Source organism: Bacteroides sp. AM41-16, from assembly GCF_003603495.1.
Lineage (GTDB): Bacteria > Bacteroidota > Bacteroidia > Bacteroidales > Bacteroidaceae > Bacteroides > Bacteroides uniformis.
Map to the genome: position 1 here is coordinate 48,985 of NZ_QTNE01000017.1, position 24,869 is coordinate 73,853.

At 44.0% G+C, this 24,869-nt stretch carries 25 protein-coding genes; 3 read left to right on the forward strand and 22 right to left on the reverse strand.

Annotated elements, in window-relative coordinates; translation table 11 throughout:
- Positions 1-83: 83 nt before the first annotated feature.
- Genes DW896_RS14705 through DW896_RS14715 form a run of 3 tightly spaced genes read right to left on the reverse strand, consistent with a single transcriptional unit; the run spans position 84 to position 1,061 of the window.
- A complete protein-coding gene (locus tag DW896_RS14705; protein ID WP_119961559.1) occupies positions 84-647 on the reverse strand; it encodes a response regulator transcription factor in 564 nt (187 codons plus the stop codon).
- Entirely contained in the window at positions 641-856 is a 216-nt protein-coding gene (locus DW896_RS14710) for a hypothetical protein (protein WP_119993459.1), read from the reverse strand. The genes DW896_RS14705 and DW896_RS14710 overlap by 7 nt, the downstream gene beginning before the upstream one ends.
- On the reverse strand, positions 849-1,061 hold the full coding sequence (locus DW896_RS14715) for a hypothetical protein (protein WP_119993490.1): 213 nt from the start codon (positions 1,059-1,061) through the stop codon (positions 849-851). Before DW896_RS14715 ends, DW896_RS14710 begins: the two co-directional genes overlap by 8 nt.
- Positions 1,062-1,204: 143 nt before the next feature.
- On the opposite strand from DW896_RS14715, the gene DW896_RS14720 reads away from it, so the two are divergent.
- On the forward strand, positions 1,205-1,534 hold the full coding sequence (locus DW896_RS14720; RefSeq protein ID WP_119993461.1) for a helix-turn-helix domain-containing protein: 330 nt from the start codon (positions 1,205-1,207) through the stop codon (positions 1,532-1,534).
- Positions 1,535-1,706: 172 nt separating this feature from the next.
- Here the strand turns inward: DW896_RS14720 and DW896_RS14725 are convergent, their stop codons facing one another.
- Complete coding sequence (locus DW896_RS14725) at positions 1,707-2,672, reverse strand: PAS domain-containing sensor histidine kinase (protein ID WP_117713672.1); 966 nt, start codon at positions 2,670-2,672, stop codon at positions 1,707-1,709.
- The gene (locus tag DW896_RS14730; protein WP_034523182.1) at positions 2,669-4,042 is read right to left on the reverse strand and encodes a sigma-54 dependent transcriptional regulator; all 1,374 of its coding nucleotides are present in this window, start codon (positions 4,040-4,042) and stop codon (positions 2,669-2,671) included. The genes DW896_RS14725 and DW896_RS14730 overlap by 4 nt, the downstream gene beginning before the upstream one ends.
- A 463-nt stretch (positions 4,043-4,505) precedes the next feature.
- Here DW896_RS14730 and DW896_RS14735 point away from each other — a divergent pair, with 463 nt between their 5' ends.
- On the forward strand, positions 4,506-5,729 hold the full coding sequence (locus tag DW896_RS14735) for a site-specific integrase (RefSeq protein ID WP_119993463.1): 1,224 nt from the start codon (positions 4,506-4,508) through the stop codon (positions 5,727-5,729).
- A 22-nt stretch (positions 5,730-5,751) separates the two neighbouring features.
- Positions 5,752-7,053: a site-specific integrase gene (locus DW896_RS14740; protein WP_119993466.1), complete on the forward strand. Its 1,302-nt coding sequence runs from the start codon at positions 5,752-5,754 to the stop codon at positions 7,051-7,053.
- A gap of 68 nt (positions 7,054-7,121) precedes the next feature.
- Here the strand turns inward: DW896_RS14740 and DW896_RS14745 are convergent, their stop codons facing one another.
- The 17 genes from DW896_RS14745 to DW896_RS14830 all read right to left on the reverse strand — a co-directional run bounded on the left by DW896_RS14745 (position 7,122) and on the right by DW896_RS14830 (position 24,869).
- Positions 7,122-7,433, reverse strand: coding sequence for a helix-turn-helix domain-containing protein (locus DW896_RS14745; RefSeq protein WP_005644200.1), 312 nt, complete (start codon positions 7,431-7,433; stop codon positions 7,122-7,124).
- Positions 7,430-7,726 (reverse strand): helix-turn-helix domain-containing protein, encoded by a 297-nt coding sequence (locus DW896_RS14750; protein ID WP_008777759.1) that lies wholly within the window; start codon positions 7,724-7,726, stop codon positions 7,430-7,432. Before DW896_RS14750 ends, DW896_RS14745 begins: the two co-directional genes overlap by 4 nt.
- Positions 7,727-7,741: 15 nt before the next feature.
- Complete coding sequence (locus DW896_RS14755) at positions 7,742-8,059, reverse strand: helix-turn-helix domain-containing protein (RefSeq protein WP_119993468.1); 318 nt, start codon at positions 8,057-8,059, stop codon at positions 7,742-7,744.
- A 215-nt stretch (positions 8,060-8,274) separates the two neighbouring features.
- Entirely contained in the window at positions 8,275-8,691 is a 417-nt protein-coding gene (locus DW896_RS14760; protein WP_025833677.1) for a hypothetical protein, read from the reverse strand.
- Between the two features lie 306 nt (positions 8,692-8,997).
- Positions 8,998-10,308 (reverse strand): sigma-54 dependent transcriptional regulator, encoded by a 1,311-nt coding sequence (locus DW896_RS14765; RefSeq protein WP_005644210.1) that lies wholly within the window; start codon positions 10,306-10,308, stop codon positions 8,998-9,000.
- On the reverse strand, positions 10,283-12,595 hold the full coding sequence (locus DW896_RS14770; protein ID WP_036657605.1) for a hybrid sensor histidine kinase/response regulator: 2,313 nt from the start codon (positions 12,593-12,595) through the stop codon (positions 10,283-10,285). Before DW896_RS14770 ends, DW896_RS14765 begins: the two co-directional genes overlap by 26 nt.
- A gap of 225 nt (positions 12,596-12,820) precedes the next feature.
- Entirely contained in the window at positions 12,821-15,094 is a 2,274-nt protein-coding gene (locus DW896_RS14775) for a Helicase associated domain protein (RefSeq protein ID WP_005644214.1), read from the reverse strand.
- Positions 15,095-15,418: 324 nt separating this feature from the next.
- Positions 15,419-16,765: a sugar phosphate nucleotidyltransferase gene (locus DW896_RS14785; protein WP_098032687.1), complete on the reverse strand. Its 1,347-nt coding sequence runs from the start codon at positions 16,763-16,765 to the stop codon at positions 15,419-15,421.
- Positions 16,766-16,783: 18 nt separating this feature from the next.
- Positions 16,784-17,728: a GDP-L-fucose synthase gene (locus tag DW896_RS14790; RefSeq protein ID WP_036657607.1), complete on the reverse strand. Its 945-nt coding sequence runs from the start codon at positions 17,726-17,728 to the stop codon at positions 16,784-16,786.
- Entirely contained in the window at positions 17,725-18,813 is a 1,089-nt protein-coding gene (gene gmd / locus DW896_RS14795) for a GDP-mannose 4,6-dehydratase (protein WP_098032686.1), read from the reverse strand. The genes DW896_RS14790 and gmd overlap by 4 nt, the downstream gene beginning before the upstream one ends.
- A complete protein-coding gene (locus DW896_RS14800; protein ID WP_008777768.1) occupies positions 18,810-19,580 on the reverse strand; it encodes a glycosyltransferase family 2 protein in 771 nt (256 codons plus the stop codon). The genes gmd and DW896_RS14800 overlap by 4 nt, the downstream gene beginning before the upstream one ends.
- Positions 19,581-19,822: 242 nt before the next feature.
- Entirely contained in the window at positions 19,823-20,740 is a 918-nt protein-coding gene (locus DW896_RS14805) for a glycosyltransferase family 2 protein (RefSeq protein WP_229035879.1), read from the reverse strand.
- Between the two features lie 15 nt (positions 20,741-20,755).
- Entirely contained in the window at positions 20,756-21,394 is a 639-nt protein-coding gene (locus DW896_RS14810) for a thymidylate kinase (RefSeq protein WP_098032685.1), read from the reverse strand.
- A complete protein-coding gene (locus DW896_RS14815; protein ID WP_008777771.1) occupies positions 21,387-22,553 on the reverse strand; it encodes a glycosyltransferase family 4 protein in 1,167 nt (388 codons plus the stop codon). Before DW896_RS14815 ends, DW896_RS14810 begins: the two co-directional genes overlap by 8 nt.
- Positions 22,550-23,080: a DapH/DapD/GlmU-related protein gene (locus DW896_RS14820; RefSeq protein WP_098032683.1), complete on the reverse strand. Its 531-nt coding sequence runs from the start codon at positions 23,078-23,080 to the stop codon at positions 22,550-22,552. The genes DW896_RS14815 and DW896_RS14820 overlap by 4 nt, the downstream gene beginning before the upstream one ends.
- Positions 23,077-24,201: a glycosyltransferase gene (locus tag DW896_RS14825; RefSeq protein ID WP_098032682.1), complete on the reverse strand. Its 1,125-nt coding sequence runs from the start codon at positions 24,199-24,201 to the stop codon at positions 23,077-23,079. The genes DW896_RS14820 and DW896_RS14825 overlap by 4 nt, the downstream gene beginning before the upstream one ends.
- A complete protein-coding gene (locus tag DW896_RS14830; RefSeq protein WP_034530101.1) occupies positions 24,198-24,869 on the reverse strand; it encodes a hypothetical protein in 672 nt (223 codons plus the stop codon). Before DW896_RS14830 ends, DW896_RS14825 begins: the two co-directional genes overlap by 4 nt.

The window sequence follows — 24,869 nt, forward strand, 5'->3', positions numbered from 1 at the left end:
AGTATGAGGGGCCGGACTATCTTCGCAGACCGCCACAGCCATAGAATACACATTAAACACAGATGGCACACCTCACGGTGGGCTTATTTCATTTGATTCCGATGCCAGTAGGAAATCATCTCACCCACATTGCGAACCTTGATTTTTGCCTTGATATTCTCCCGATGGCGGTTAACCGTACAAGGCGAGATATGTAGCTCTGCCGCAATTTCATCAGTTTGGCAGTTGGAGGCAATGAGCCGGAATACATCCATCTCGCGATCGGTCAGTGCTGTATCAAGCTCCGGTCTGCATATCACCCCTTCATGTTCACATTCACCCCGTAACGGGCATTTGACCTCCTCGAATACAAACTGTCCATCCTTGTTAATGTCAAGATTGTACTGGTCATACTCTCCGAAATTGCATCGGATGAAACGATGAACTACCCGGAATTCATAATGCCAACGATTCATCGTGCTGGCTGAATAGAGCTGCATCAGCCGGGCATGTGCTTTCGGATATCTGTCCCTGATGACAGCAAGCATGTGTTCGATAGTCGGGCGGTCAGCCTCCTTGAGAACAACAGCCGGCTGCCCGAACTCTTTCATCATCACATCACCTTCAGGGGTGTTGTAGAATTCAATATTGGAGATAAATGCTACCATATAATTTGAGTTGCTACACGTCCTTTTCTAATTTCATACCCAACACCTAACAAAGCTCTTTCATATTCAGGTTTTAAACGTCTGCTACTTATGAGGTATCTTGTTTTTCCGCTGCGTACCGCCGCCTCTACTTCAGACATTATACGTTTGAACTCTTTGGGCATCGTTTCCATCATCTTCTCATGTGCAGAAATCATTTGCTTATCCATAATTATTTATTGAGTTAATAATATCATTTATCAAAGCTGCTTCCAGCGGTTTAAACGTATTGTATCGGAGCTTATAATAAAAAGTAGTATAAGACATACCGCTTTCGGAAAGTACTTTTTCTCTAAGGTCAGTCTTTTGCTTTTCGGTCAGTGCATTGTAATGGTCTCTAAGTACCATTTCTTTCAGATTTTGTTCTTTTTTCATGCTTGGTATAATTATTAGTGCCATATTTATACTGCAAACATAAAACATATTTGAGAAAATCGCAAGTAAAAATTGAGATATTGCCATTTTTTATTGAGATTATCTCAATTTAAAATCGAAAGTATTATGATAACTTTATAATTATGAATGCAATAGATAATATAAAAAAAATACGTCTTGAAAAAGGTATTCCACAAAAGAAAATTGCGGATGCCCTAAATCTTGATAATGCTGTTATAAGCAATATTGAGAATGGCAAACGTGAGTTGAAAGTTAGTGAGCTTGAGATTATCGCAAATTGTCTTGAAGTAAGTATTATTGATTTATTTACATACCCTGACAAATACGTACCTCTTAAGAACATAGATGATGAAATAGCCGCCACCTTAACAATACAACTAAAGAGAGAAAAAAAAGATCAAGTGCTAAAGTTGGTATTCGGAGATAATAATCTTGAAATATTAAATAAATAAACGGGTGGTAGACATAAATAGACAATTATAGAGGAATAGACGGTTATTTAATACCGTAAATAGTAAATAATCAACAATTTATAAGTATCGGTGTTTTTCCCGCTACCCCGACAGAAATTAATAAGCTACTGATTTTTCAGTAGCTTATTTTTGTATATACCCTCTTTCCCACTTATCCAAATAGCAGCGTAAAGCAACTCCCTTTTCCCACAGTAGACTGCACCGTGATATTCCCTCCATGCCGGTTCATCACTTGTTTACATAAACTGAGCCCGATGCCCGAACCGGAAGGCTTGGTGGTGAAGAACGGTACAAAAATCTTATCTTGCACTTCCGGCAGAATGCCTTCACCATTGTCACTGACAGTGATTAGGCATTGCCACGAGAGGGCGGGTAGCATCTTCACTTCTATCCGGGGATGCTCTTTCCTGCTACATGCCTCTTTGGCATTTTTAATCAGATTAATCAGTACTTGTTCTATCTGTGTCCGGTCTATCTGGAGTATGCGGTCGGCCTCCGGAAGCTCTATCCGGATATACTCTTCCGAAAACAGCTTCTGCAAATCCTGCAACAGCTCGCGGACGGCAACCGGACGACGGACGGGGGCGGGAAGTCTTGTCAGCTTCCGGTAATTCTCCACAAACTCCAACAACCCCTTACTACGGCGGTGGATAGTCTGCATTCCCTGCCGCATGACGGGATAGTTCTTTTCCGACATTTCCCGCTCGCTCAAGGTTTCGGAGAGGGAGATGATGGGAGTGATTGAATTCATTATTTCGTGCGTCAGCACACGTATCAGCTTTTGCCACGCTTCCATCTCATTGCGTTCCAGCACGCGGGTACGGAAATTCCTCATCGCTTCGGAAAGCTCGTCCACCATATCCTCCATAGACCGGTTCTTGTAGGGAGAACGGAACGACAGCATCATGTCGTCATAGCGTAGGCTCTCTGCCAGATGGCGCATCATGCGCACTTGCATCATCTGCAGGCGGTACAGATGAACGGCAATCGCCAGCAATATCAAAAAAGCCATCAGTGCACTGAACCACAGTCCGGCATCCACCAGCAGATAAACGCCGACCGAAAGGAAGGCTATGCCGATGATGTGCAGTGCCACAATCAATGAATATCGTTTCATAAGCCCAGTTTTTCAAGTTTCCGGTACAAGGCGAAGCGAGTAATGCCCAAGTATTCGGCGGCACGGGTCACATTTCCTTCACTGAGCCGCATGGCACGTTCCACAGCCTGCCGTTCCAATTGCTCCAAGTTGAGGACTTCTTCTTCCTTCTTCTGACGGGAAACGGAAGCTTGGAACATAAAGTTCTCCGGACGAAGCAGAGAACCGTCTCCCAATATGACAGCACGTTCCACTGTATGCTGCAACTCACGTACATTACCCGGCCAGGCATATTTCAACAACTTGTTTTTCGCCTCCCGGGTCAGCCCGCGCATCTCTTTCTGATATTTGCGGGCATACCGTTGCAGGAAATACTCTGCCAGCAGGAGGATGTCGTTTCCGCGTTCCCGCAGAGGTGGAATATGCAACTCGATGGTGTTGATGCGATACAGCAGGTCTTGGCGGAAGTCTCCTTCGTCCACCAGCCGACGGATGTCTGCATTGGTGGCGCAGATGAGCCGCACATCAATGGGCGTAGCCTGCGTACTTCCCAAACGACTGATACAACGCTTTTCGATGGCAGTCAGCAATTTGGCCTGCATGGGCAGGGAAAGGTTACCTATCTCGTCCAGAAAAAGCGTACCGCCGGTTGCCACTTCCATACGTCCAACTTTCGCTTTCCGTGCATCGGTGAAGGCGCCTTTCTCGTAGCCGAACAACTCGCTTTCGAACAACTGTTCGGGAATACTGCCGAGGTCTATCGTGACAAACGGCTTTCCATAGCGGGGAGAATTGCGGTAAAGCATACGGGCAATCACATCCTTTCCGGTTCCATTCTCACCTAATATAAGAATGTTGGCATCCGTATCGCGCAACTTCTCCACAGTAGAGAAAACTTGCTGCATGACGGGAGAATCACCGATAATAATCTCTTCGGAGCCTCCCGCTGTGGCATTGCTCAGAACTTCCACCTGCTCCTTCAGCAGATTTATCTCGGTCCGCGAACGACGCAGCTTCATGCCCGAAGAAAGGGTCGCCAACAATTTTTCCTTCTCCCACGGCTTGGGAATGAAATCCGTAGCCCCCGCTTTGATGGCACGCACTGCCTTGTCCGTATCCGCGTAGGCAGTCATGAAGATGACCACTGCTTGCGGGTCGATACTCAGAATCTGCTTCAAGCTATCGAAACCTTCCTGACCACTGATGGCATCACGGCTGAAATTCATATCCAGCAGAATAATGTCCGGACGGAAAGTGGTCATAAAATGCTCGATGCGGTCGGGAGTCACTGCCACTTTTATCTTCTCGGCGTAGGGTTCGAGAAGAAGGTTCAGCGCAAAAAGGACATCCTCGTTATCATCTACAATCAATATTTTACCAAACTGTTCCATATCTGTTTTCTTTTCGTGCAGGCAAGGCCTACACAATCCCACATCTCTTGTACGGGCAAAGATTTCAAAACTCGCTCACATACGGATAACTTTGGAGAAAATAATGTAAAGTGTTTGATAGCAAAAGGGATATATCGTTTTGTACCACATTCTTCCGCAGGGGGCTTTTAGCAAGTTTTAGGTGGAGTTAGGAGGACAAATCACTACTTATCCGTTGCCTTTTCGGGATAAAAAAGAGGCTTGAAAAACAAGCTTTCGTCTTTCATTGATTACCCCGTTTACCACCGCAAAGAACGCTGTTTTTTCCATGTCTGCTGACGCAAACTTAGTCATATTTTTCCGTATCAGAAAAAAAATACAGGCTTTGTTTGCAGGCCGAGGGGTCTTATTCTACGTTCCGCTATATTTTTCATGCCGTTCATTTGCTCTGCATATAATAATTTTGCAAACAAAGGAATTGGTTATGAATCAGGCAAATGTAAAGGTGTCGTTCTACCTGAAAAAGAGCGAGGCGGATGCCGACGGGAATTGCCCCGTAATGGCAAAGTTGAATGTCGGAAAATATTCCGAAGCGGCATTCAGTGTAAAGATAAAAGTCCCGCAATCCCGCTGGTCTTCGGGACGCGCTTCTGGAAAAAGCGTGGCGGCAAAGGAAATCAACAACCGGCTGGATGAGATACGTGCGATGGCATTGAATATCTATATGGAACAGTCGGCTGTCCGTGACGGTGTGACGGCCGAAGAGGTGAAAGGCATACTGCTTGGAATGGCAAGCGGGCAGGAAACGCTTCTGGGATATTTCAGGCGGTTCATCCGCAACTTTGAAAAGCGTGTGGGGATAAACCGTACGGTAGGAAGCCTGAGAGCCTATAGCAATGCCTATAGCCATATCGAAAGATTCTTGCAGGCGCAATACAAGCTCTCCGATATTCCGTTTTCTGCGTTGGACCGTTCTTTCATTGACAAGTATGATTTGTATCTCCGGACGGAACGGAACCTCGCTCCCGGAACAATCATCAACCTGACCGTCCAACTGAAAACCATTGTCGGAGAGGCCATTGCTGACGGTGTTATTACCGCCAGCCCGTTCATGGGCTACGAGCCGGTGCGCCCGAAGCACGTGCAGAAATATCTCACGGCAGAAGAGTTGCACAGGATTATGACCACCCCGCTTCACAGGCAGACCCTCTATCATGTCCGTGACATGTTCCTTTTTTCCTGTTTTACCGGCATTCCATACGGAGATATGCGCCTACTGACAAAGGACAACCTATGCCTTGCGGAAGATGGAATATGGTGGATCAAGAGTGCCAGGCAGAAAACCAAGATAGAATTTGAGATTCCTCTTTTGGATTTACCGTTGCAGATTCTGAAGAAATATAGCGGTACAGCTCCCGGTGACAAGCTGCTGCCGATGTATTGCAATTCCACGCTGAACCTCTACTTGAAAGAGATTGCCCGAATCTGCCACATTGACCGTCCGTTGGTCTTCCATTGCTCACGGCATACATACGCAACGGAAATCACACTCTCTCATGGGGTCCCCCTTGAAACGGTCAGCAGGATGCTCGGCCATAGTCAGATAGAGACCACACAAATCTACGCGAAAGTGACCGATGAGAAGATAGACGCCGACACCAAGGCATTGAACCGAAAAATCTCGGAGCGTTTTTCTGTCGTCATTTAATAACCTTTTAAATGGAAAGAATATGGAAAAGAATACTGAAAAACAGAATGTCAAACGACGCAGCACTTTTGCCGTGCTGTTTTATATTAACCGCACGAAAGTGCGAAAGGACGGAATGTGCCAGCTATTGTGCAAGGTGAGCATTGATGCCGAATGGGCACAGATAGGAACCAAAGTCTCTGTCAATCCGGACATCTGGAATCCGGAGAAAGGCCGTGCCAACGGAAGGAGCGAGAATGCCGTTACCGTGAACCGTGCCATAGATGACCTGACACGTGAGATTGCCGGACATTATGAGCGGATAAGAAACAGCCTGGGGTTCATCACGGCTGAACTGGTCAAAAACGCAGTCAAGGGTATCGGACAGAAACCGCTTACCCTGCTGGCTCTTTTCAGGGAGCATAACGAGGAGTTCAGGAAACGGGTCGGGATAGACCGCATACAGGAAACATACGACTCCTATCAGCGTTCCTACAAGCATCTTTCCGCTTTTGTCCGGGAAAAGAAAGGCGTGGAAGATGTGACGCTGCGAAGCCTTGACCGGACGTTTTATGACGATTTCGAGGTATTCCTGCGGACTGACCGCAACCTGAAACCCAAAAGCGTGCATGAACACCTGTACCGTTTGAAAAAGCTCACGATGCGGGCTGTGAGCCAGGGCACGTTGCGACGCGACCCTTATTGCCGCCTGCATCCCGAACTGCCCAAAAGGAAGAGCCGCCACATGAAACTGGAAGACCTTAAAACACTCATGACCACTCCGGTGGAGAAACCGCAACTGCAATTCGTGCGGGATATGTTCATCTTTTCAACCTTTACCGGACTGGCGTATGCGGATCTGAAACGGCTTTCGGACAAGGACATCACGCAGGCCGGCGACGGCACATGGTGGATTCATATCCACCGGAAAAAGACCGATACGCTCTCTTCTGTCCGTCTGCTGGATATTCCTCTTCAAATCATAGAGAAATACCGCGGCCAAAGAAGCGGAGACAAGGTGTTCAATATTTATGCCCGCAGGTATTTTATCCTGTTGACTAGGGAATTGGGGCAGGTATATGGTTTTGATTTGACCTTTCACCAGGCCCGGCATAATTTCGGTACCCACATCACCCTTTCGCTCGGCGTTCCGATAGAGACGGTAAGCCGGATGATGGGACATACCTCTATTTCCACCACGCAGATTTACGCGCAGGTTACGGACACGAAAGTGGACGAGGACATGAAACGGTTGAGGTCCACAGGTTTCGGAAACAGGATAGACCTTTGCGAGGAGGATTTCACCGTCAGGAAAAAGCGGAAAATAAAATCACCGGCTGTATGAAATGGAAAACGGAGAAACTGCCTGCTGTCAGCCGGGCAGTTTCTCCGTGCTTGATTAAAGAAGCAGTACTATACCCAGCGCTGTTCCTCCCGGCACCGTTTGTAGGCATCGTCCAGTATTTTCATGATATCGGACTCTTTATAGAGTGCCTTCCCTTGCACCAGATAGTAAGGGATTACACCGAATGTACGGTATTCCTGCAATGTACGCCTGCTTACCCGCAGGACTTTGGAAAGTTCCTCGTCCGTAAGGAAACGTTCACCGTTGAAGAGTGATCTCGGTACATCTTCCATTACTGAAAGCATCCTCTCCATTTTCTCCAGTCCCTGGAACATCACGTCAATGCGTGGGTCTTTCTTGTCTATAAAATGATAGCTCATAATTTGCTCTTTATTAAAGGGTGGTAACTCAATTCCAATAATCTCCGTATATCTTCCGGTTTGTAGAAAAGCTTGTTCTTGATGCGACTGAAAGGAAGGAGACCTTTGGCACGATACGCCTGAAGGGTCTTTTTGTTGATGCGGAGTACGTCGCACACCTCCTGGTTGTCCAGCCAGTTTTTCAGGCCGAGATCCTCGACCGGACGGCACAGGCGTGTCACCCGGTCCTCAAATTCGCAAAAACGGACACGCAGTTCTTCAAAAGTCTGTTTGTCAATACATACAAGTTCCATATTCTTTCATTTATATTAATTTTCCATCTGTTTTTTCAGTCTCGCCGGCAAACGCCTGCCCTTTTGGTTGAGGAACGCCTCGAGCTCGGAGGACTTGTAATAGGTACGCCCGTCTATCATGTAATAGGTCACGAGTTTCTTCTGGCGGTACCGCGCGAGAGTGCGTTTGGTAATGCCGAGCAGCTCGCACATGTCCTGGTTGTCCAGCAGCTTGTCTCCGTCAAGCGCGGAGGTCTGGCGGTTCATACGGCTCAGCCTGTCTTCAATCCTGTCGAACCTTTCCATAATCTGATGAAGCATCATCTGGAAGGTCTCACGGTCTGTCTGTATCATAATACGGTCTGTCTTTAAAGTGTAAATAATTGACTGGTTACACCTTGTCGCGCAACAGGTTATATTATGATATAGGGCTAACGGCGTGCCAATGGCTCTGTATTTCACGAAATAACATAGCTATTCCGTTGAAATACAGTACAATAAAAAATAAAGGAGAAATATTTGATGGGAAATTAACCTTGCAGGATGCAAGGATTCTCGCAATCTGCAAGTTACATCCTGCAAGGATTACGATAAATCAGACGGCAGATGCCACCAGGCAGGACAACGGCCTTGTGTAACTGCCATTGCCGGACGGGAAAGATGGCCTGTATGGAATTCCCTTTGCCGGCGGAATAAGGAAAAAGGTAGATAATAAGTTCTTCCACAAGATTGTAATGGAAGAGGCCACGCAGGAGATCCAATGTTTCTGCATCAGAAACTTCTGCCAGGTAGATAAAGGAATCGCCTTTAGTGTCTTTTTCACAAAGAAGGTCTAGTATGTAATGGGGTAAAATCCGGGCATCACAACGCTCCCGCCAACGGGCAAAACCTTTCCTGTGGTTCATTACCCATCGCATCAGCACGTTGTCGGTTTCCGGCAGGAAGCCGTCCAGTGTCATCGCCGTTACAGCTTGGACTTTTGGCATAAATTCTGTTTTGATACCGGACCGTAAGCCGTCAAAAAAAGAAGCGTGCAAACACGCTACTTCTAATGGAGGCTCTGGAATGCCTTTGAAAGGAATAGGTGAATGCACGCTATGCGTAGGCATAGCATAAGCAATCACGCAATAGTTCCTTTCAATGTTAATTTTCCAGATTCCCATTAGAAACACCTTGCGGTCTTATGTCATATACAGTCAGCAATTGTCTTAGAGACAATATGTCGATTTTTCTCTATTTGTTTGCAAATGTACACATATTCAGTGAGATTTGCACTAACGGCAGGCTCATTTTTATTTCACCCCATATTTCTTCATCTTCCGGTACAGTGTTGCCGGGTTGATGTTCAGCAGTGCGGCAGCCTGTTCCCGGTGTCCGTTGCAAGCTTTAAGAGCATTGATAATATTCATTTTCTCCAATGACTCATCCTTCAACGGCTGAATTGCCGGGGAGTGCGTATCTCCACTTTGGCGGATCTCAATATCCAATCCTTCCATATCCAGCATCGGAGTCTCCGCAATCAATACAGCACGTTTGATCCGGTTCTGTAAGTCCCGGACATTGCCCGGCCATGAATAGGTAAGCATCCTGCGCTTGGCATCTTCCGTAAAGCCTTGTGTTTCCCTTTTCAGTTCTTTCGAATGGCGTTCACGGAAAAACTCAGCCAAAGGGATGATGTCTTCCGGACATTCCGCCAATGAAGGCTGACGTATCTCGAATTCGCAAAGGCGATGGTAAAGGTCTTCCCTGAACCGCCCTTCCTTGATGGCCAGTTGCAAATTCTCATTTGTGGCGGTAACGATACGCACGTCCGCTACCCGTTCCTTGTCACTGCCTATCGGAGTATAGGTATTTTCCTGTAACACGCGCAGCAGCATGGACTGAATCTCATAGGACATTGTACCTATCTCGTCCAGAAACAGTGTTCCACCTTTCGCCATGTCGAAATATCCGGTCTTGGCGGTGTCGGCACCGGTAAATGCCCCTTTCTCGTGACCGAAGAACAACGAGGCGGCCAGTTCACGTGGCAGTGCCCCGCAGTTCACCGCCACGAAAGGCATCTCCCGGCGTTCGCTACTCAGATGGATGCTCTGTGCCACCGACTCCTTCCCTGTACCGTTGGCACCAAGTACCATCACTGACATTTCCGATGGAGCTACCAGTCTGGCAAGTTTCTCCACTTGCAGGATCTTCGGACTTGTACGGTGAAACAGTACCTTTTCCTGTTTCCGCACCGTAACCATGGGGCGGAACACATCTTCTGCCAGTTCCAGCAGATGTTCCTTGCGTACCGGCTTGGGAAGGTAGTCTATCGCTCCCAACTTAATAGTGCGTACCACATCGGGAACCGACACATACTCGGTCGTGATGATGAAAGGAATATCCTTTCTTTCCTTGCGCAGCCATTCCAGTAGAGATATTCCGTCCCCTTCGGGTAGACGTACGTCCGATAGAATCAGATCAAATTGTATTTTGCGTATCAGTGAACGGGCTATCGGTTCGTTCATAGCTGTCACGACATCATAACCAGCTTGTGCAAACCAGTCCTTCTGCATCTGAGACAGGCTGATATTGTCTTCAACTATCAGTATTTTCCGTTTCATTTGTCTGTCTTTTTATTTCATTTTTTGCTGCTGCCATCAACATATCGGTATGATTTATTATCCGTTGAGTATATTCTTTTAAAGCAGTGTCACTGGCCCTTTCATCTTTTAAAAGGGAACGATAAGCAAACAACATTTCTTCATTATGTAATAATTCCCACATCGGCAGCATACGGTGAACCGTTTCACGCAATTTCTTCCTATCACAATTTTCTATGGCCGAATTGAGTTCTTCAACATCTTTTTTCGACTGGTCAATAAAGGAACATAATAATTTTATCTTATCGCTCACCTCACACAACATCATGCTGAAATCTACATCATGCTTTTTGTCAGGGCAACCTCTTTCTATAGTTGACAACAGACCGATCAACTCTGTAGATGAGAACGGCTTATAAATACAGGCTGTAAATCCGGCATTCAAAAAAGCATCTTTCTCCTTCTCTCCACGTGCAGTCATAGCGACAATGGGTATAGTCTTTGAATTGCCAATACTTGAGTTACGTAACAAAGTCAACAATTCAACCCCGTTGGTGTAAGGCATCAGGATATCTGTAAGCAACAGGTCATAATCTTTTTCCCGCATGGCTTTTACTACCTCTTTGACTGTGGTACAAGTTGTACAGGCCATGCCATTACGCTCTAACATTTCTTTAATGACAGCTTGCAGCATACTGTCGTCATCAATAACAAGTACATTGTGATGCAGGTGTGTGGAATGCGTCGGGACATGTTTTTCGCTTTCCAACGGTTCATCCGTTTCCGGCATGGGAAGGGTCACACGAAATGTGCTTCCACAATTAATCAAACTTGTTACTTCTATTGTCCCATCAAGAAGATTGACAAGTCCTTGCGTGATCGGAAGCCCCAATCCGAATCCGTCCGCATTGGTTGCAGAGGTCTGGCGTTCAAAAGGACGAAAGATACGGGAAAGTGTCTCCTCACTCATACCAACACCGGTATCCACTATTTCCATGACCAGCAGTCCATTGAGATAGTGCACATTGAAATTGATTGTGCCGGTCTCCGTGAACTTAACTGCATTGGTAAGCAGATTGTCTATAATCTGTTCTATGCGGTCTGCATCACCATATAACTTGACTTCCGTATCCTTAAAATCACAATTGAACAGGATACCCTTATTATTGATTATATGAGAAAAACCGGCAGCGGTACGTTCCAATAATTCATGCAGGTCGAATGGGACATCGTTCCGTATTTCTTTCGCCTCGTTTAACCGGTACACATCCAACAGGTTGTTAAGCAGATGTACCACATGCTTGCACACCCTCCTTATGTTATTCAGATGGATATTCCTCCGTTTCTTTTCACGTGTATCCATTGCCAGATCGGCACTGCCGTCAATGACATTCAAAGGGGCACGTATGTCATGCGATATGGTCAGGATAATATTCTTGCGCATTTCCAACAGCGCAGTGTTTTGTTGTATCGTATCTTCCAAACGCTTCCTTGTTCTTGCCTTTTCCCGTAAATCTTTTTGAATAATCAGATAGGATATGACAAGCAGAATAATGGCGGAGATAATCAGCCAGGAGATGACACATATGGAACGGTTGTAAGATTCTCTAAGATGACATTCCTTCGCTTCAAGTACACGTTCTGTCTGGTTGTTCATCGTGGTTATCAGATGGCGAAGCTTTCGGTTAAGTTCCTTGTTGTGGTTGCGGAGGCTATCGGTATAAGCATTGATACTTTCCTGCCGTTCTTCCTGCATGGATAGCAATTCCTTGTTCAATGTCTTGAGAATTGTAGATGCGGAAGGAACTATCTCCAGAGTTTCTTTTGCCCCTAAAAATCCTGTAAAACCTTTCTTTTTACGAATAACAGTACGCGGTTGAGCTTCCGCTGGTAAATGAGAGAATTGCATACCTTCCTGACTGTTCTGACTATGGAAAAGTTGCATAATTTGGTATAAATGCTCTTCTTTACTGGATAATAGATAGCGCAGCGAGTCTATTTGACTTTGGCTGACAAATTCCTCATACCCCTTGTGCATGGCCTGCAACATGGAATCGATATGCAGACGAAGAGAATGATAGTTCGCAAAATCCTCCTCTTCCCAAGAAAGGGCTGTTTCACCATAAGTTGAGAGAATCGTGATGTGATGCTGGACTATATTTCCATTGTGTTGAACCCGATGAATTGTTTGTGCCTCAGTTTCAATCACCAAAACCCTATTCCGCTCACGTACCATGATTATAATCATACCGATTATAGCCACAATCAACACCATATATCCAAAGATGATTTTATATTGAATACTCATTTATCAATATTTGCTGTTTATTTAGACACTATATGTATGTGGAAAGCAACCAGTCCTTCTATCCGAAATTTAAGGGTGGCTTGTATAAACGGTAATATGTCTGTTAGTACGAAAACGATTGGGTATATTGTATTCTAAAATCATAGTGTACTTTGAACTGCGATAATAAGGCTGCGGAAACTCTATTGTTTCGTATGAAATGAGAGTATTTCCATTTCTTCTGTATTACTTGTCTCCTTTCAAGGGTATAAATCCTATTTGTTCCAATTGGGCGATTTTTTGATCCGACAAGCTTCCTCTTCGATAATTCCGTCTTTGAACCGTACACCAACGCCCCAACGCCCCTTCACGACATCCAGGCCACCGTCCATTTTGGACATGAAACTGGTGCAACTGTTCCAAGTAGCTTCGCCAGACCTGCTCCACCGACCAGACAAATCCTATTCGATCTAATAGTGTTTGACGATTAGGGGAAAGTTTCCCTTGCTTGCGCATTTTCCGCTGTGTACTGCACCACTCGCCCAAATAGCCTTCGGCTGATTTGGGAAAGCGCTGCTGTTTGTCGAGAAAGATTTTCAACGCTTCATAATTTTTCATCCATTCACCGTTCAAGTCCTGACTCCACACAAATCCGATCTCATCCAACACACGAATGCGTTCTTTGCTCAAACGTCCTTTCTTACGTCTTTCCCGTTGAGTATAACACCAGGTAGCCAAGGCACCATCCTCCCGTTTGGGCCAGCGACCTTGAGTCGCAAAGAAGACTTTCAATGATTGGAATTCCTTCATCCAGTTTGAATCCAGCAGGTTCCATTCAAAGCCGACAGACTCCAGCAGTTTGTAACGCTCCTCCGAGAGTCTGCCCCGTTTGTAAGCCATGCGCTGCGTATTGCACCACAAGCCCAGCTTCCCCTCTGTAACCGAAGGCCAGTCATTTTCTTTCTTACGGAACTCAATAAGCCTCTCATACATGATCTGCCAAGGTTCCAACTCTGTCAATATCTCCTCAATACGAAGCCGTATGTCTGATAGGAAACCTGTGGTCAGAAAAGAGGTCACCCCTTCAAATCCCTTGGGTGAAGGCTGACAGGCAAGGCGTTCCATGTGCAAGGCCATCATGTCATATACAGATTTGCCCGATAGGTTGTTCACAAAATCCAATACGACAGGCTGTTTCCCGCTTCCGGCATCCAAGCAACGGCCCAGCTGTTGCAGGGTAACAATATAGGATTCTGTCCGCCGTAGAAACATGACGGCATCTATGCCCTCCACATGCAGTCCTTCTATCAGCATATTGACAGAGAACAATACATGCAATTTCCCAGATTCTTTTTGGAAAACCTTTAGTATTTGATTATTAGTCCGTTCGCTTTGAGTGTGATGGATCTCAAATGGTATGATTACCCGTCCGGCTTGTGTCAGCCAGCCACACACCTCAGGAACCATCTGTTTCAGATCGGTAAGATCACGGCAAAAAACCAGCAGTTTACATACATCTTTGGGCAAGAACTTTCGGATTACCTCAGGAGCTCCTAACGCCCCTTTAAAATCAACGCGAGCCACATCCAGTTTCTTTTGGACTTGTTCTTTTCGTCGAATTGAACATCCGCTTCGATCCAATCGCTTTTGTAAACGATTCAGTTCACCGTCTAATCCATAGGCACTTTGTACCAGGATTGGGACTGGTAAAATACGGTAATACCAAGCCTGAGGTAAGGTAAGTTCATAAAACAGATTTCCCTCGAAATAAAGATCCACCGTATCAATCATTCCCTCCGGGCGAATAGGAGTCGCCGATGTTCCTAATATATAGGCCTGCGGATTGGATTCAATTACCTCCTGCAAAGCAGCCCCCCATATTTCTGCACCGAAATGATGAAACTCATCAATCAAAATATGATCTGCTTTGAGTTGTTTATCATTTTTTCGATAATATATCAATGACTGAAACGTTCGATAGCAGATATAAGGAGAGGTAAAGCCTACCGCTTTTTTGATCTCCTCCAGGATTGTGACATTTGGAGCAAATACGCAAATTCGTTCTGTGGCATGGTCTGATATATAACGAGCCAGCAGATATGACTTTCCCGTCCCGGTCGCTTGCACAACGGTACCGATACGATGCTGTTCAAAGCCTTTTATAATAGCACGATAAGCTTTCTCGTTATGCGGGTAAAGTTCTACATGTCTGCCGGAATTAAGGCTTCTGAGGTAGTTGTCGTCAGAAACAGTCAAACCATGCAACTCATAAGCCAACGCCTCTTTCAGAAATCCACCATGAGCTACAATCCGAAAATAAAGACTCCCTTTACCTTGGGTTAATACTGTAAACTCCTCATAATATCTCTCAACATCCGTTCGGGTCAAGGGGCGAATATTCCAAACCTCTTTAGCAATAAAATGTACCATTCCCGGCTTGAATCCGACCCATAGGAAGCCGTCCGATTCTATTACGTGATAAGCAAGTTTTCGATAATAAACCGATAACGAAGAAACCATGTTATACAATCAATGTTTTCAAGATATCAAAAGAACAAAAAGTGATGTACAAGACGCAGTTTGTTCCAACACTTCTTGTTCTTTCTTCATTCCCATACGAAATAGCATAAGATAAATTCTTAATGGATTAACACCGGAATATTTTGATACTATCCACTGAACATTTGCATTTTTGGAATGCAATATAAATTTTGATTCTCCCATAAACTCGATTTTCATAATCAATGGAAGAATCACAAAAGCCCTTGCCTTTTATAATACTGAATTTTGTGTAAAATATTTAATCGGATTTGATTATCTGAAAGTTCTAGCCAAACTTTGTATCTACTTTTGCCAATTCCAATCAAACAATTCCACATCATCTTCAAGAAGATCGCTTCCGGTTTGCGTTTCTATCAGGGTCAAGTCATTTATGGCTTTTAGACCGTGGCGCATATCTTGAAGGATACAAACAGTATCTCCCCGTTTAACTGGGGTAATTTTTCCTTCTATAGCCAACAGTCCCTCTCCGTCAACAACCGTCCATACCTCTTTCCGTAGATGATGAGCTTGATATGTGAGACTTTTTCCTGCCTTTATAATCAATTGCTTCGTCAACGACTGAAAGCCATCTGAATATTGAACATTATGAATAATCTTGTATTCTCCCCAATGTCTTTCCTCATACATTGGACAACACTGTAGCCGGTCTGCATATTTTTTTATGTTCTCGCTCTTGTTCTTTTCGGAAATTAAAATACCGTCATTCGATGCTGCAATCACCAAATCTTTGGTTCCTATACACATAATCGGAAGATCCAATTCATTAATGATATGTGTATTTTCCGCCTCTCCATCTGTGATAACATTACCTATTACATGGTCTTCCAACTCATCTGTAAGTGTATTCCAAGTCCCTAAATCTTTCCATTTGCCAGAGAAAGGAACTACTGCTACCAATTTGGCCTTTTCTGCCACCTCATAATCGAAACTGATTTTGGGGAATTCACTATATCTGTTACGGATTTCCGAAAAAGAAACAGTCCGGATATATTGCTCCACAATATTCATCATATATCCCAACTTAAAAGCAAATACGCCACCGTTCCAAAATGCATTTTCTTTTATAAGATATTCCGCTGTAGCTACATTTGGTTTTTCCGTAAACCGTTTGACCGAAAAGATTCCACCTTTCAGTTTCGATTCATCAGGCACTACATATCCATATTTAGCAGATGGATAGGTTGGAGTAATCCCCATAAGAACCAGCTCGGCTACATTGTCATCCACCGCATGCACCATCTGCTCAATAACTTTGAAATATCCAGCTTCCGTAAAAGGGTCACAAGGCATAACAACAACTACTTCTTCATCGGCACATGATTTCTCATATTTCAGATATGAAGCTGCCAAAGCAATGGCTGGAAATGTATCACGTCTTTCCGGCTCCACCACTACATCGATGTATTCACCCAGCTGATTGTAAATAACATCAGCCTGAGACAAGCTGGTAGCCACGGTTACATGACCTTTTAAATCGGATTCTCCCAATTGACGAATAACCCGTTGTACCATCGACTCTTTTTGACCATCGGGAGAATTGAGTAATTTTATAAACTGTTTGGAACGGCTGTTATTTGACAGAGGCCAAAGGCGTTTCCCAGAGCCTCCGGATAATAAAAGAATTTGCATAAATAATGTTTTAAATCGTTACCTTTCTGCACGCATGGGATTATGCAAGAAATCATCATAAGCCAATCGGATACCATCTTCCAATTCAGTTTGGTAAGACCACCCCAAAGCCATGGCTTTCGATACATCCAAAAGCTTTCGGGGTGTACCATTCGGACGTGTCGTATCCCACTTGATTTCGCCTGTAAATCCTACAACCTTAGCCACCAATTCTGTAAGATCTTTAATGGTCAATTCTTTACCGGTTCCTGCATTCACAGTTTCATTCCCCGAATAGTTGTTCATCAAGAACACGCACAGATTAGCCAAATCATCTACATATAGAAACTCCCGGAGCGGGCTGCCGTCACCCCAGCAAGTCACTTCATCCAGACCCGCCTCTTTCGCCTCATGGAAACGGCGAATCAAAGCAGGAAGTACATGACTATGTTCAGGATGATAGTTGTCATTGGGACCATAGAGGTTAGTCGGCATCACGCTGATGAAGTCTGTGCCATACTGTCGGTTCAAAAATTCGCAATACTTCAACCCCGATATTTTAGCCAAGGCATACGCCTCATTCGTTTTCTCCAGTTCTGATGTCAGTAAACAAGATTCCGGCATGGGCTGAGGGGCTAAACGCGGGTAGATACATGAAGAACCTAAGAACTCCAATTTTTTACATCCGTTCTTCCAAGCTGCGTGAATCACGTTCATCTCCAGTATCATGTTGTCATACATGAAATCAGCCAATGCAGATTGGTTGGCAATGATGCCACCTACTTTGGCAGCAGCCAAAAAGACATATTCCGGTTTTTCTTCCGCAAAAAACTTTTCCACAGCTTCTTGCCGTGTCAAATCCAATTCTGCATGAGTACGAGTGGTAATATTCATATACCCTTGCCGATGCAACTCACGGACAATGGCAGAACCCACCATTCCACGGTGTCCTGCCACATATATTTTTGCGTTCTTATCCATCATTTTACAATCCCTTTCTCCAGGTATTCAGCTAAGTTGGTATGCATTACACTGGCTACATGCTCCGCTGCCACCTTCCGCATATCATGTGCGACCATAATTTTCACCAGTTCCTCGAAAGAAGTAGATTGCGGATTCCAACCCAATTCATTCTTAGCTTTCGTAGGATCGCCCCACAAATTAACAACATCCGTAGGACGATAGAAATCTTCACTGACAGCTACCAGTACTTTTCCTGTTTTCACATCAATACCTTTCTCTTCTATACCTTCACCTTCCCAACGCAGTTCAATGCCGGCATAGTGGAATGCCAATGTAGCAAATTCGCGAACGGTATGCTGTACACCTGTTGCAATAACGAAATCCTGCGGTTTGTCCTGTTGAAGAATCAACCACATACATTCTACATAATCTTTAGCATATCCCCAATCACGTAGGGAATCCAGATTACCCAAATACAGACAATCCTGTTTCCCTTGTGCAATACGGGAAGCAGCTAATGTAATCTTGCGCGTTACAAAGGTTTCGCCTCTGCGTTCCGATTCATGGTTGAACAGGATACCCGAGCAGCAGAACATATTATAAGCCTCGCGGTACTCTTTTACAATCCAAAAACCATAAAGTTTAGCGATAGCATAAGGACTATAAGGATGAAACGGTGTATTTTCATTTTGAGGAACTTCTTCTACCTTGCCATAAAGTTCGGAAGTTGAAGCCTGATAAATCTTACAGGTTTTCTCCAGATGATTGGTACGAACCGCCTCCAATATGCGGAGCACTCCTACAGCGTCCACATCAGCTGTAAATTCAGGTGCATCAAACGACACCTGTACATGGCTTTGAGCAGCCAAATTGTAAATCTCAGTAGGCTGTACTTTACCCACTAATTTCACTAAAGACATAGAGTCCCCCATATCCGCATAGTGCAAGTGAAAATGAGGTTTCCCCTCTAAATGAGCAATACGCTCCCGATAATCAACTGATGAACGACGGATGATACCATGAACATCATATCCTTTGTCCAATAGAAATTCTGCAAGAAACGAACCGTCTTGCCCGGTAATTCCGGTGATTAAAGCTGTTTTCATCTTGTTATTTTTGTTAGTAATACTTCATGAATTTTATAAATATACCTCAATGATTCCAAAAAGGCATTACTGTATATGCCATTACGTTTGAATGCTTTTTGATGATCGGATATAATTTGTTTATGGCTGGCAAAGCCACTGGTGGAAGTCCCTCCTGTGCGCATGGTTACAAAATCCATTGGGATATATGTTGTCTGTATTTTATGTACGAAAATAAACCGTAAAAGACATTCAAAGTCGGAAGCAATCTTATAAGACAAATCAAAGCCACCATACTTATCATATATAATTTTGCGGCAGTAGAAACTTGGGTGTGCAGGCATAAAGCCAAGTCGCATCCAGCTACGGTGGAAAAGTCTTGACGAATAATAACGGACACATTTACCCAGGTCATTGCCATCCACGAAATGAATATCTCCATATACTGCATCCACTCGGTTGGTAGCAAGCTCTTTCTCTAATTTTTCCACTACATCCGAAGAAGTATAAAAATCATCCGAATTCAAGATACCAACCACCTCCCCCGTGGACATCCGAATCCCCTTGTTCATAGCATCATAAAGACCTTTGTCCGGTTCACTTATAAACCGCAATCGTCCATTATAACGAGGTTCATACTCCCGGACTATTTCCATCGTATTGTCTGTACTTCCCCCGTCCACGATGATATGCTCTATGTCGGGATAACTTTGGCTGAGTACACTATCCAAGGTCGTGCAAAGTGTTTTACCGCTGTTCCATGTAGCGGTAATAACTGATACTTTCATGTAAGTTATAATGTAATGTTATGTTTTGGGCTTCTATGCGTTCTCTCTTCTATATTGTTAAGTATAACTAACAATGTCGGTATATTTGCCATAATTTATAAATCATACTTAATAATAGAATACATGAAACTGCCCCAAATATGTCGTCAGCCTTGATGAATGGACGATAGGCAGCAATTACGAAGGAATCCACCACATTCATTTGCTCGATTTCCTGCAACGGCAGGAGTTATAAACCTATATTACTCCAAAGATATGCCATAATGATCTTTCAAATATTGGCATATCTTTTTCTTGTCATTTCCACAAGCTCTTTTTATTTCAAAGATCTTAGCATCCACCAAAGTACGGTACCACCAACCTTGCAAGAAGTCCCAGAGGAATCCTTCCTTGCCATCTAAGAACCCCAACTTTATGATATAACGATAAACAAAGTAGCCGAAAGCCCTCCAAAATAAAGGCATCTTCGCATATCGGTTTTTCTGTGCCCGCTTTCGTTCAACCTCTTTCCCATGATCTTGTGATACGATTTGAGAACCCGTCAAATGAAACTCTGCATCCAGCAACAAAGCCGCTTCCCGCGAAGCATAATTATTATGCTTATCTGTAAACTGCCCGAAAGTCATTCGGTTGTCATCCACAAATTGATGTTTCAATTCTGCCGTCTCGCCGTCCAATATCTCCAAATGCTCATCCATCAACCGCTGCTCATAACGAGCCATTCCTTTCCGGAAAACACGCACGATCTTGACATTATTTACAATGCCATGATGTAAGATCTTACCACAATAAGCGCGCGCGCGAGAGAGAGAGAGGGCTGAAACGCCCTCCGGCATTACAGGTAATCTCTCTTTTAATTCTTCAACCAATTCGGGTAACAAATACTCATCCGCATCCAGACGAAGAATCCATTCGGTCTCTATCTGCAATGTATCCAACGCCCAGTTGAACTGTTCGGCTTGATTACCCGGATACTTATGTACCACTACCTCCACATTCTCAAACTCCCGGCAAATCTCTACTGTCCTGTCAGTTGAAGGCGAGTCAACCACAAATACCTTCTTGGCAAAAGGTGTTACATTCTCCAAGCACCTACGGATATGTATTTCCTCATTATAGGTGAGGATAATTACCGTAATATCCAATGTCTTATTCAACATAACTACATTTACATGTTACAATTTTTCTTTTGTTCTTATGGATTCTATAACCAGGGAAACGCTTTTTTCGATACTTCCTGTATTATCTATTTTTATGACTTCTGGCTTTTGAGCTATCTTTTGATATAACCTAAACCGATAATCAAAAGCCTCATTAAAGGTGTTTTCAATTCTGCAATTCAAAACATCTTCTCGATTACGGCTTATCACAAACTGAAAGCTATCATTAGGCAAAAGCCGTTGGTATAATTTATACCATTTGCCGTCAAGTATGTCGAGGTTATGAGTTTCACTTCCCATATCAATGATTATGTCATTTACCCATCTGTCACAGATTACATAATCAGTTCTTAACTTAGTTGGTTTTTTGCGAGCAAACCAACTATCTATATAAGAACTATATAAGTAGAACCAGCAAAACAAAGGGCTTTTATAGAAATAGTGCAACCACATTTCTCCCATTGCGGTATTCTCCTTTTTACTTAATCCTGTAAGTTTAGCTATGGCATGCATTATTTTTATCAATTTATGATGATAACGCATCCAAATATATCCAACAGTCTTACCTTCTGCTTCCAATTGGGCACGCACACCTTCGATGACTGTAGTTTTTCCACTGCCATCCACGCCTGATATGATGATGTATTTAGTCATTTTGTTTCAATAAGTTAATCCATTCCATCCCCACTTGACTCCATGTAGGATGCGCATTCATTATTATTTTACCCTTATCAGACCTTGAATTTCTCAAAGCAACATCGCTCCAAGCCTTTTCGATTGTAATGGCCAATCCTTTGATTGACTTATCAGCAGTCAGCAGTCCATACTTAAGATATTCCGTAGTACCTCCATTGACAAAGGTGATTACAGGTGTACCGCAACTCAGCAACTCAAAATATGTCAAAGGCACCTCACTTGGAATCACGATGAAAGGCAGAATTGCATACCAAGCAGAGCCAAAAAAAGCCCTAAGCTGTTCTCTCGTCAGTCTATCCTTGATAATCTTTACTCGTTCCGGATGTTTCAGTCCGGACAATGTCTTTTCAAACCGCTTATATTGGGAACCCACATCCGTACGCATCAACATGACAAGCCGGACACCATCATCCTTCACGCTGTCTAAAGCCTCCAGCAACACCTCTGCCCCACGAGTAGGTGCAGGAGCGCCACTAAATAGTAGCCATTTTCTTCCCTTCAAATCATATTTATCCAAGACACTGTTGTCTGGTACAATTTCATCAAACGAATCCTTGCCAGGGTATATGGTTGTCACATTTTTAAAGCCGCCTCTCTTCACTGCTTTGGCACTCACATCGGTCAAACCAATCACATGGCTCACACCAATATTTTTCAATGTATGAGCAAAAATGCACTTGGACGTTATAGCCTCCATCAGGTAAGGCTTTGCAGCGGCTAAACCACCGTTCTTCTTCAGCAGCATTCCACTCTTCAGGTCATACACCCCTCCTGTCATGTAACCAATCTTCTTGCAGTTGATTTGAGCAATCCACTTGGCTGGTGTCAGCCCATCACGAAAAGTAAAAGGGATGAAAAGTATCTCCGGTTTTAGTTCCGTGCATTGGACAAAGATTGCCTCATTATTCTTTATCACGGAACACACATGGACAGGTTTCGACGAATCGCTTCCTGCCCAATCATAATCAATGACATCCTCACTGTTGCTGCAAGCATTCAAAATGCTTGCCTCATAGCCGTATTCCACCATCACCTTGGCAACCTCCAATATTGTTCGCCAAGGCATGAGATGTTCCCTTCCCTTAAAACAGTCAATCGTAAAGAATATAATTTTCATTTTCTCATTCTGATTACATTTGCAGGATTACCTCCTACAATGGCGTAATCGGGAACATCATACGTTACAACGGCACCGGCAGCCAAAATAGATCCAGTACCAATGTGCCTACGTTTCGAAATGATGACATTTGCTCCAATCCACACATCGTCTCCTATGATGATGTTCGAGTCCTTGGTTTTTTCCACGTGACCTTGGAAGCACATCGGGGTTGATGTATCAGACACCTCATGTCCAAAAGTAATGCAATACAGGAACGGCCCCATCATTACATATTTACCTATATGGATGTCATTGGGAATGCTACAATTGGCACCAATACCACTATAATCACCTATCACGATATCCTTTCCGTTCCCAAAATAAATATTTCTGTTTATTGTTGATACTTTCCCGCACTCCTTAAATATGCGCTTGCACAGGAAAATACGGATTCGATTACTTACCCCCCCCAATACAGGAGTGTACGAATCTGGCAAATGGTTTGCGAAACCATAAAACAAGACCAGCCAAAACTTTCTCATCATATTTTGTTTTGATTTATTGTTGCATTCTTTAATACCTCACACAACTTCTTTTTCATTATATCCTCCGTAAAGTTTCTGAGGAATCTTTCACGTGCATCATGTCCCATCTTCTTTCGTAGGGATTCCGATTCGATAAGTTTCACAAGAGCATCAGCAATAGCTTCCGAATTCCTCGCCGGCACAACAAGAGCTTCCTTCCCATCCTCGACCGTTTCAGGGTTGCCACCTACAGAGGTACATACAATAGCCTTTCCTGCCCGCATTGCTTCCAGTAATGCAATGGAATGATTTTCTTGAAGAGAAGGCAGACAGAATATGTCCCATGCTTTTAACCAAGCAGGTACATTATCCTGATATCCCTCGAAACAGATTAACTCCTCAACTCCAAGTTCTCTTGCCAAATTGCGCAAAGCCTCCTCCTCTGGACCGTCACCAATGATATAGATGTGGAATTTTTCATCCACACGCTTCCTGACTTCCGGGATAGCTTTTATTAAGAAATTCAATCCCTTGATAGCGTCCAGTCGTCCGGCCATTCCGATGCTGACCCCATCGGATTTTAGCACAACAGGTTCTAGGGCAGGCTCGTTTTCCACAATACCATTATACACCACTTCCAGTTTGCTTTTGGGCACTTTGCGCTCCAACAGGTACAGTCCGCTATATTCCGCCACCAGAACCACCGTTCGTGCAAATCTTTTATACATCCAGGCTTGCAATTTATTAATGGCGTCTGCAATATACCGCCTGCCCTCAGTCGGAGGATTGTACAGACCATGGTAAGTACATACCATCGGCACCCGAAGAGACCGCTCCAAACATGCTACCAGCTTGATGACCACAGGCCCGTTAAAACCATGACAGAACACAACATCAGGCTTTACTTCGCGGGCAATGCCGCCCAAACGTTTCACCCAACTCATATCTTTTCTGTTTTTTATGGCGATTACCCGTATTCCGGCCTCAGTCAGAGGTTTTCGGTCATACTCACAATTCTGTAGGTCAATGCACACAGAAGAAATCTGCAATTCGAGGTCATATTCTCCCAGTGCAGCATAGGTCAGAAACAACTTGCCTATACCACCCGTACCAAATGCCCAAATAACGTTTAAAACTTTCATCCTTTATAATCTTTTCTATATGTTAAAGGATTTGCTTTCAAGGCTTCGTATGAATCACCTTTCATATCATAAAAACTGTCATACTTATTATATGCTATTATTGGATGCTCATCCTCGCGCATCTCCTTACGCAGATAATCCTGGCTGTCAACAATCTTCAAATCCATTGGAATTTTGTACTTCCAGATACCGACAGCCCTCAATTTGATACCTATTAAATACGTTTTCAAGCTTGAATAATCCTGTACAATGCGCAGGTCAAAATCACTACGGTCATGGTACATGTGTCGGCAGATACTTCCGTATATAGTAACAGCACCGATGTTATCACAATCTTTCAGTTCCTCAACAGCCCAATCTACATAATCTATTACTGACTGTATGCCCTTACCTTTGAAACCGGTATAGACTTCACGGAACCCTACCAGCCATGTAGAATCAAACAGCCAGAATAACGTATGTAGCACTACAAATAGAGCCAAGGCCACCCACCACGAATAAATACAAACTGAAGCCAATGTCACTATTACTGCAACGGGTATCAGCTCCAATCCTATACGAAAAGCTCTTTCTTTCCTGTCCAGGACATGTACCGCCTGCAATGTCCAGCTAACGGGGAACCATCTGAAAAACAGAAATTTGCCCCAGTTAATTGAATAACTACGCAT

What these genes read in the sequence shown, in the direction of transcription:
- DW896_RS14755 (WP_119993468.1), bottom strand. Translation starts at nt 8,059, where the DNA reads ATGATACAGACAGACCGTGAGACCTTCCAGATGATGCTTCATCAGATT.
- DW896_RS14790 (WP_036657607.1), bottom strand. Translation starts at nt 17,728, where the DNA reads ATGATGGATAAGAACGCAAAAATATATGTGGCAGGACACCGTGGAATG.
- gmd (WP_098032686.1), bottom strand. Translation starts at nt 18,813, where the DNA reads ATGAAAACAGCTTTAATCACCGGAATTACCGGGCAAGACGGTTCGTTT.
- DW896_RS14740 (WP_119993466.1), top strand. Translation starts at nt 5,752, where the DNA reads ATGGAAAAGAATACTGAAAAACAGAATGTCAAACGACGCAGCACTTTT.
- DW896_RS14760 (WP_025833677.1), bottom strand. Translation starts at nt 8,691, where the DNA reads ATGCCAAAAGTCCAAGCTGTAACGGCGATGACACTGGACGGCTTCCTG.
- DW896_RS14805 (WP_229035879.1), bottom strand. Translation starts at nt 20,740, where the DNA reads ATGTTGAATAAGACATTGGATATTACGGTAATTATCCTCACCTATAAT.
- DW896_RS14725 (WP_117713672.1), bottom strand. Translation starts at nt 2,672, where the DNA reads ATGAAACGATATTCATTGATTGTGGCACTGCACATCATCGGCATAGCC.
- DW896_RS14745 (WP_005644200.1), bottom strand. Translation starts at nt 7,433, where the DNA reads ATGAGCTATCATTTTATAGACAAGAAAGACCCACGCATTGACGTGATG.
- DW896_RS14810 (WP_098032685.1), bottom strand. Translation starts at nt 21,394, where the DNA reads ATGACTAAATACATCATCATATCAGGCGTGGATGGCAGTGGAAAAACT.
- DW896_RS14770 (WP_036657605.1), bottom strand. Translation starts at nt 12,595, where the DNA reads ATGAGTATTCAATATAAAATCATCTTTGGATATATGGTGTTGATTGTG.
- DW896_RS14800 (WP_008777768.1), bottom strand. Translation starts at nt 19,580, where the DNA reads ATGAAAGTATCAGTTATTACCGCTACATGGAACAGCGGTAAAACACTT.
- DW896_RS14765 (WP_005644210.1), bottom strand. Translation starts at nt 10,308, where the DNA reads ATGAAACGGAAAATACTGATAGTTGAAGACAATATCAGCCTGTCTCAG.
- DW896_RS14750 (WP_008777759.1), bottom strand. Translation starts at nt 7,726, where the DNA reads ATGGAACTTGTATGTATTGACAAACAGACTTTTGAAGAACTGCGTGTC.
- DW896_RS14775 (WP_005644214.1), bottom strand. Translation starts at nt 15,094, where the DNA reads ATGGTTTCTTCGTTATCGGTTTATTATCGAAAACTTGCTTATCACGTA.
- DW896_RS14815 (WP_008777771.1), bottom strand. Translation starts at nt 22,553, where the DNA reads ATGAAAATTATATTCTTTACGATTGACTGTTTTAAGGGAAGGGAACAT.
- DW896_RS14715 (WP_119993490.1), bottom strand. Translation starts at nt 1,061, where the DNA reads ATGAAAAAAGAACAAAATCTGAAAGAAATGGTACTTAGAGACCATTAC.
- DW896_RS14720 (WP_119993461.1), top strand. Translation starts at nt 1,205, where the DNA reads ATGAATGCAATAGATAATATAAAAAAAATACGTCTTGAAAAAGGTATT.
- DW896_RS14785 (WP_098032687.1), bottom strand. Translation starts at nt 16,765, where the DNA reads ATGCAAATTCTTTTATTATCCGGAGGCTCTGGGAAACGCCTTTGGCCT.
- DW896_RS14710 (WP_119993459.1), bottom strand. Translation starts at nt 856, where the DNA reads ATGGATAAGCAAATGATTTCTGCACATGAGAAGATGATGGAAACGATG.
- DW896_RS14830 (WP_034530101.1), bottom strand. Translation starts at nt 24,869, where the DNA reads ATGCGTAGTTATTCAATTAACTGGGGCAAATTTCTGTTTTTCAGATGG.
- DW896_RS14705 (WP_119961559.1), bottom strand. Translation starts at nt 647, where the DNA reads ATGGTAGCATTTATCTCCAATATTGAATTCTACAACACCCCTGAAGGT.
- DW896_RS14730 (WP_034523182.1), bottom strand. Translation starts at nt 4,042, where the DNA reads ATGGAACAGTTTGGTAAAATATTGATTGTAGATGATAACGAGGATGTC.
- DW896_RS14735 (WP_119993463.1), top strand. Translation starts at nt 4,506, where the DNA reads ATGAATCAGGCAAATGTAAAGGTGTCGTTCTACCTGAAAAAGAGCGAG.
- DW896_RS14825 (WP_098032682.1), bottom strand. Translation starts at nt 24,201, where the DNA reads ATGAAAGTTTTAAACGTTATTTGGGCATTTGGTACGGGTGGTATAGGC.
- DW896_RS14820 (WP_098032683.1), bottom strand. Translation starts at nt 23,080, where the DNA reads ATGATGAGAAAGTTTTGGCTGGTCTTGTTTTATGGTTTCGCAAACCAT.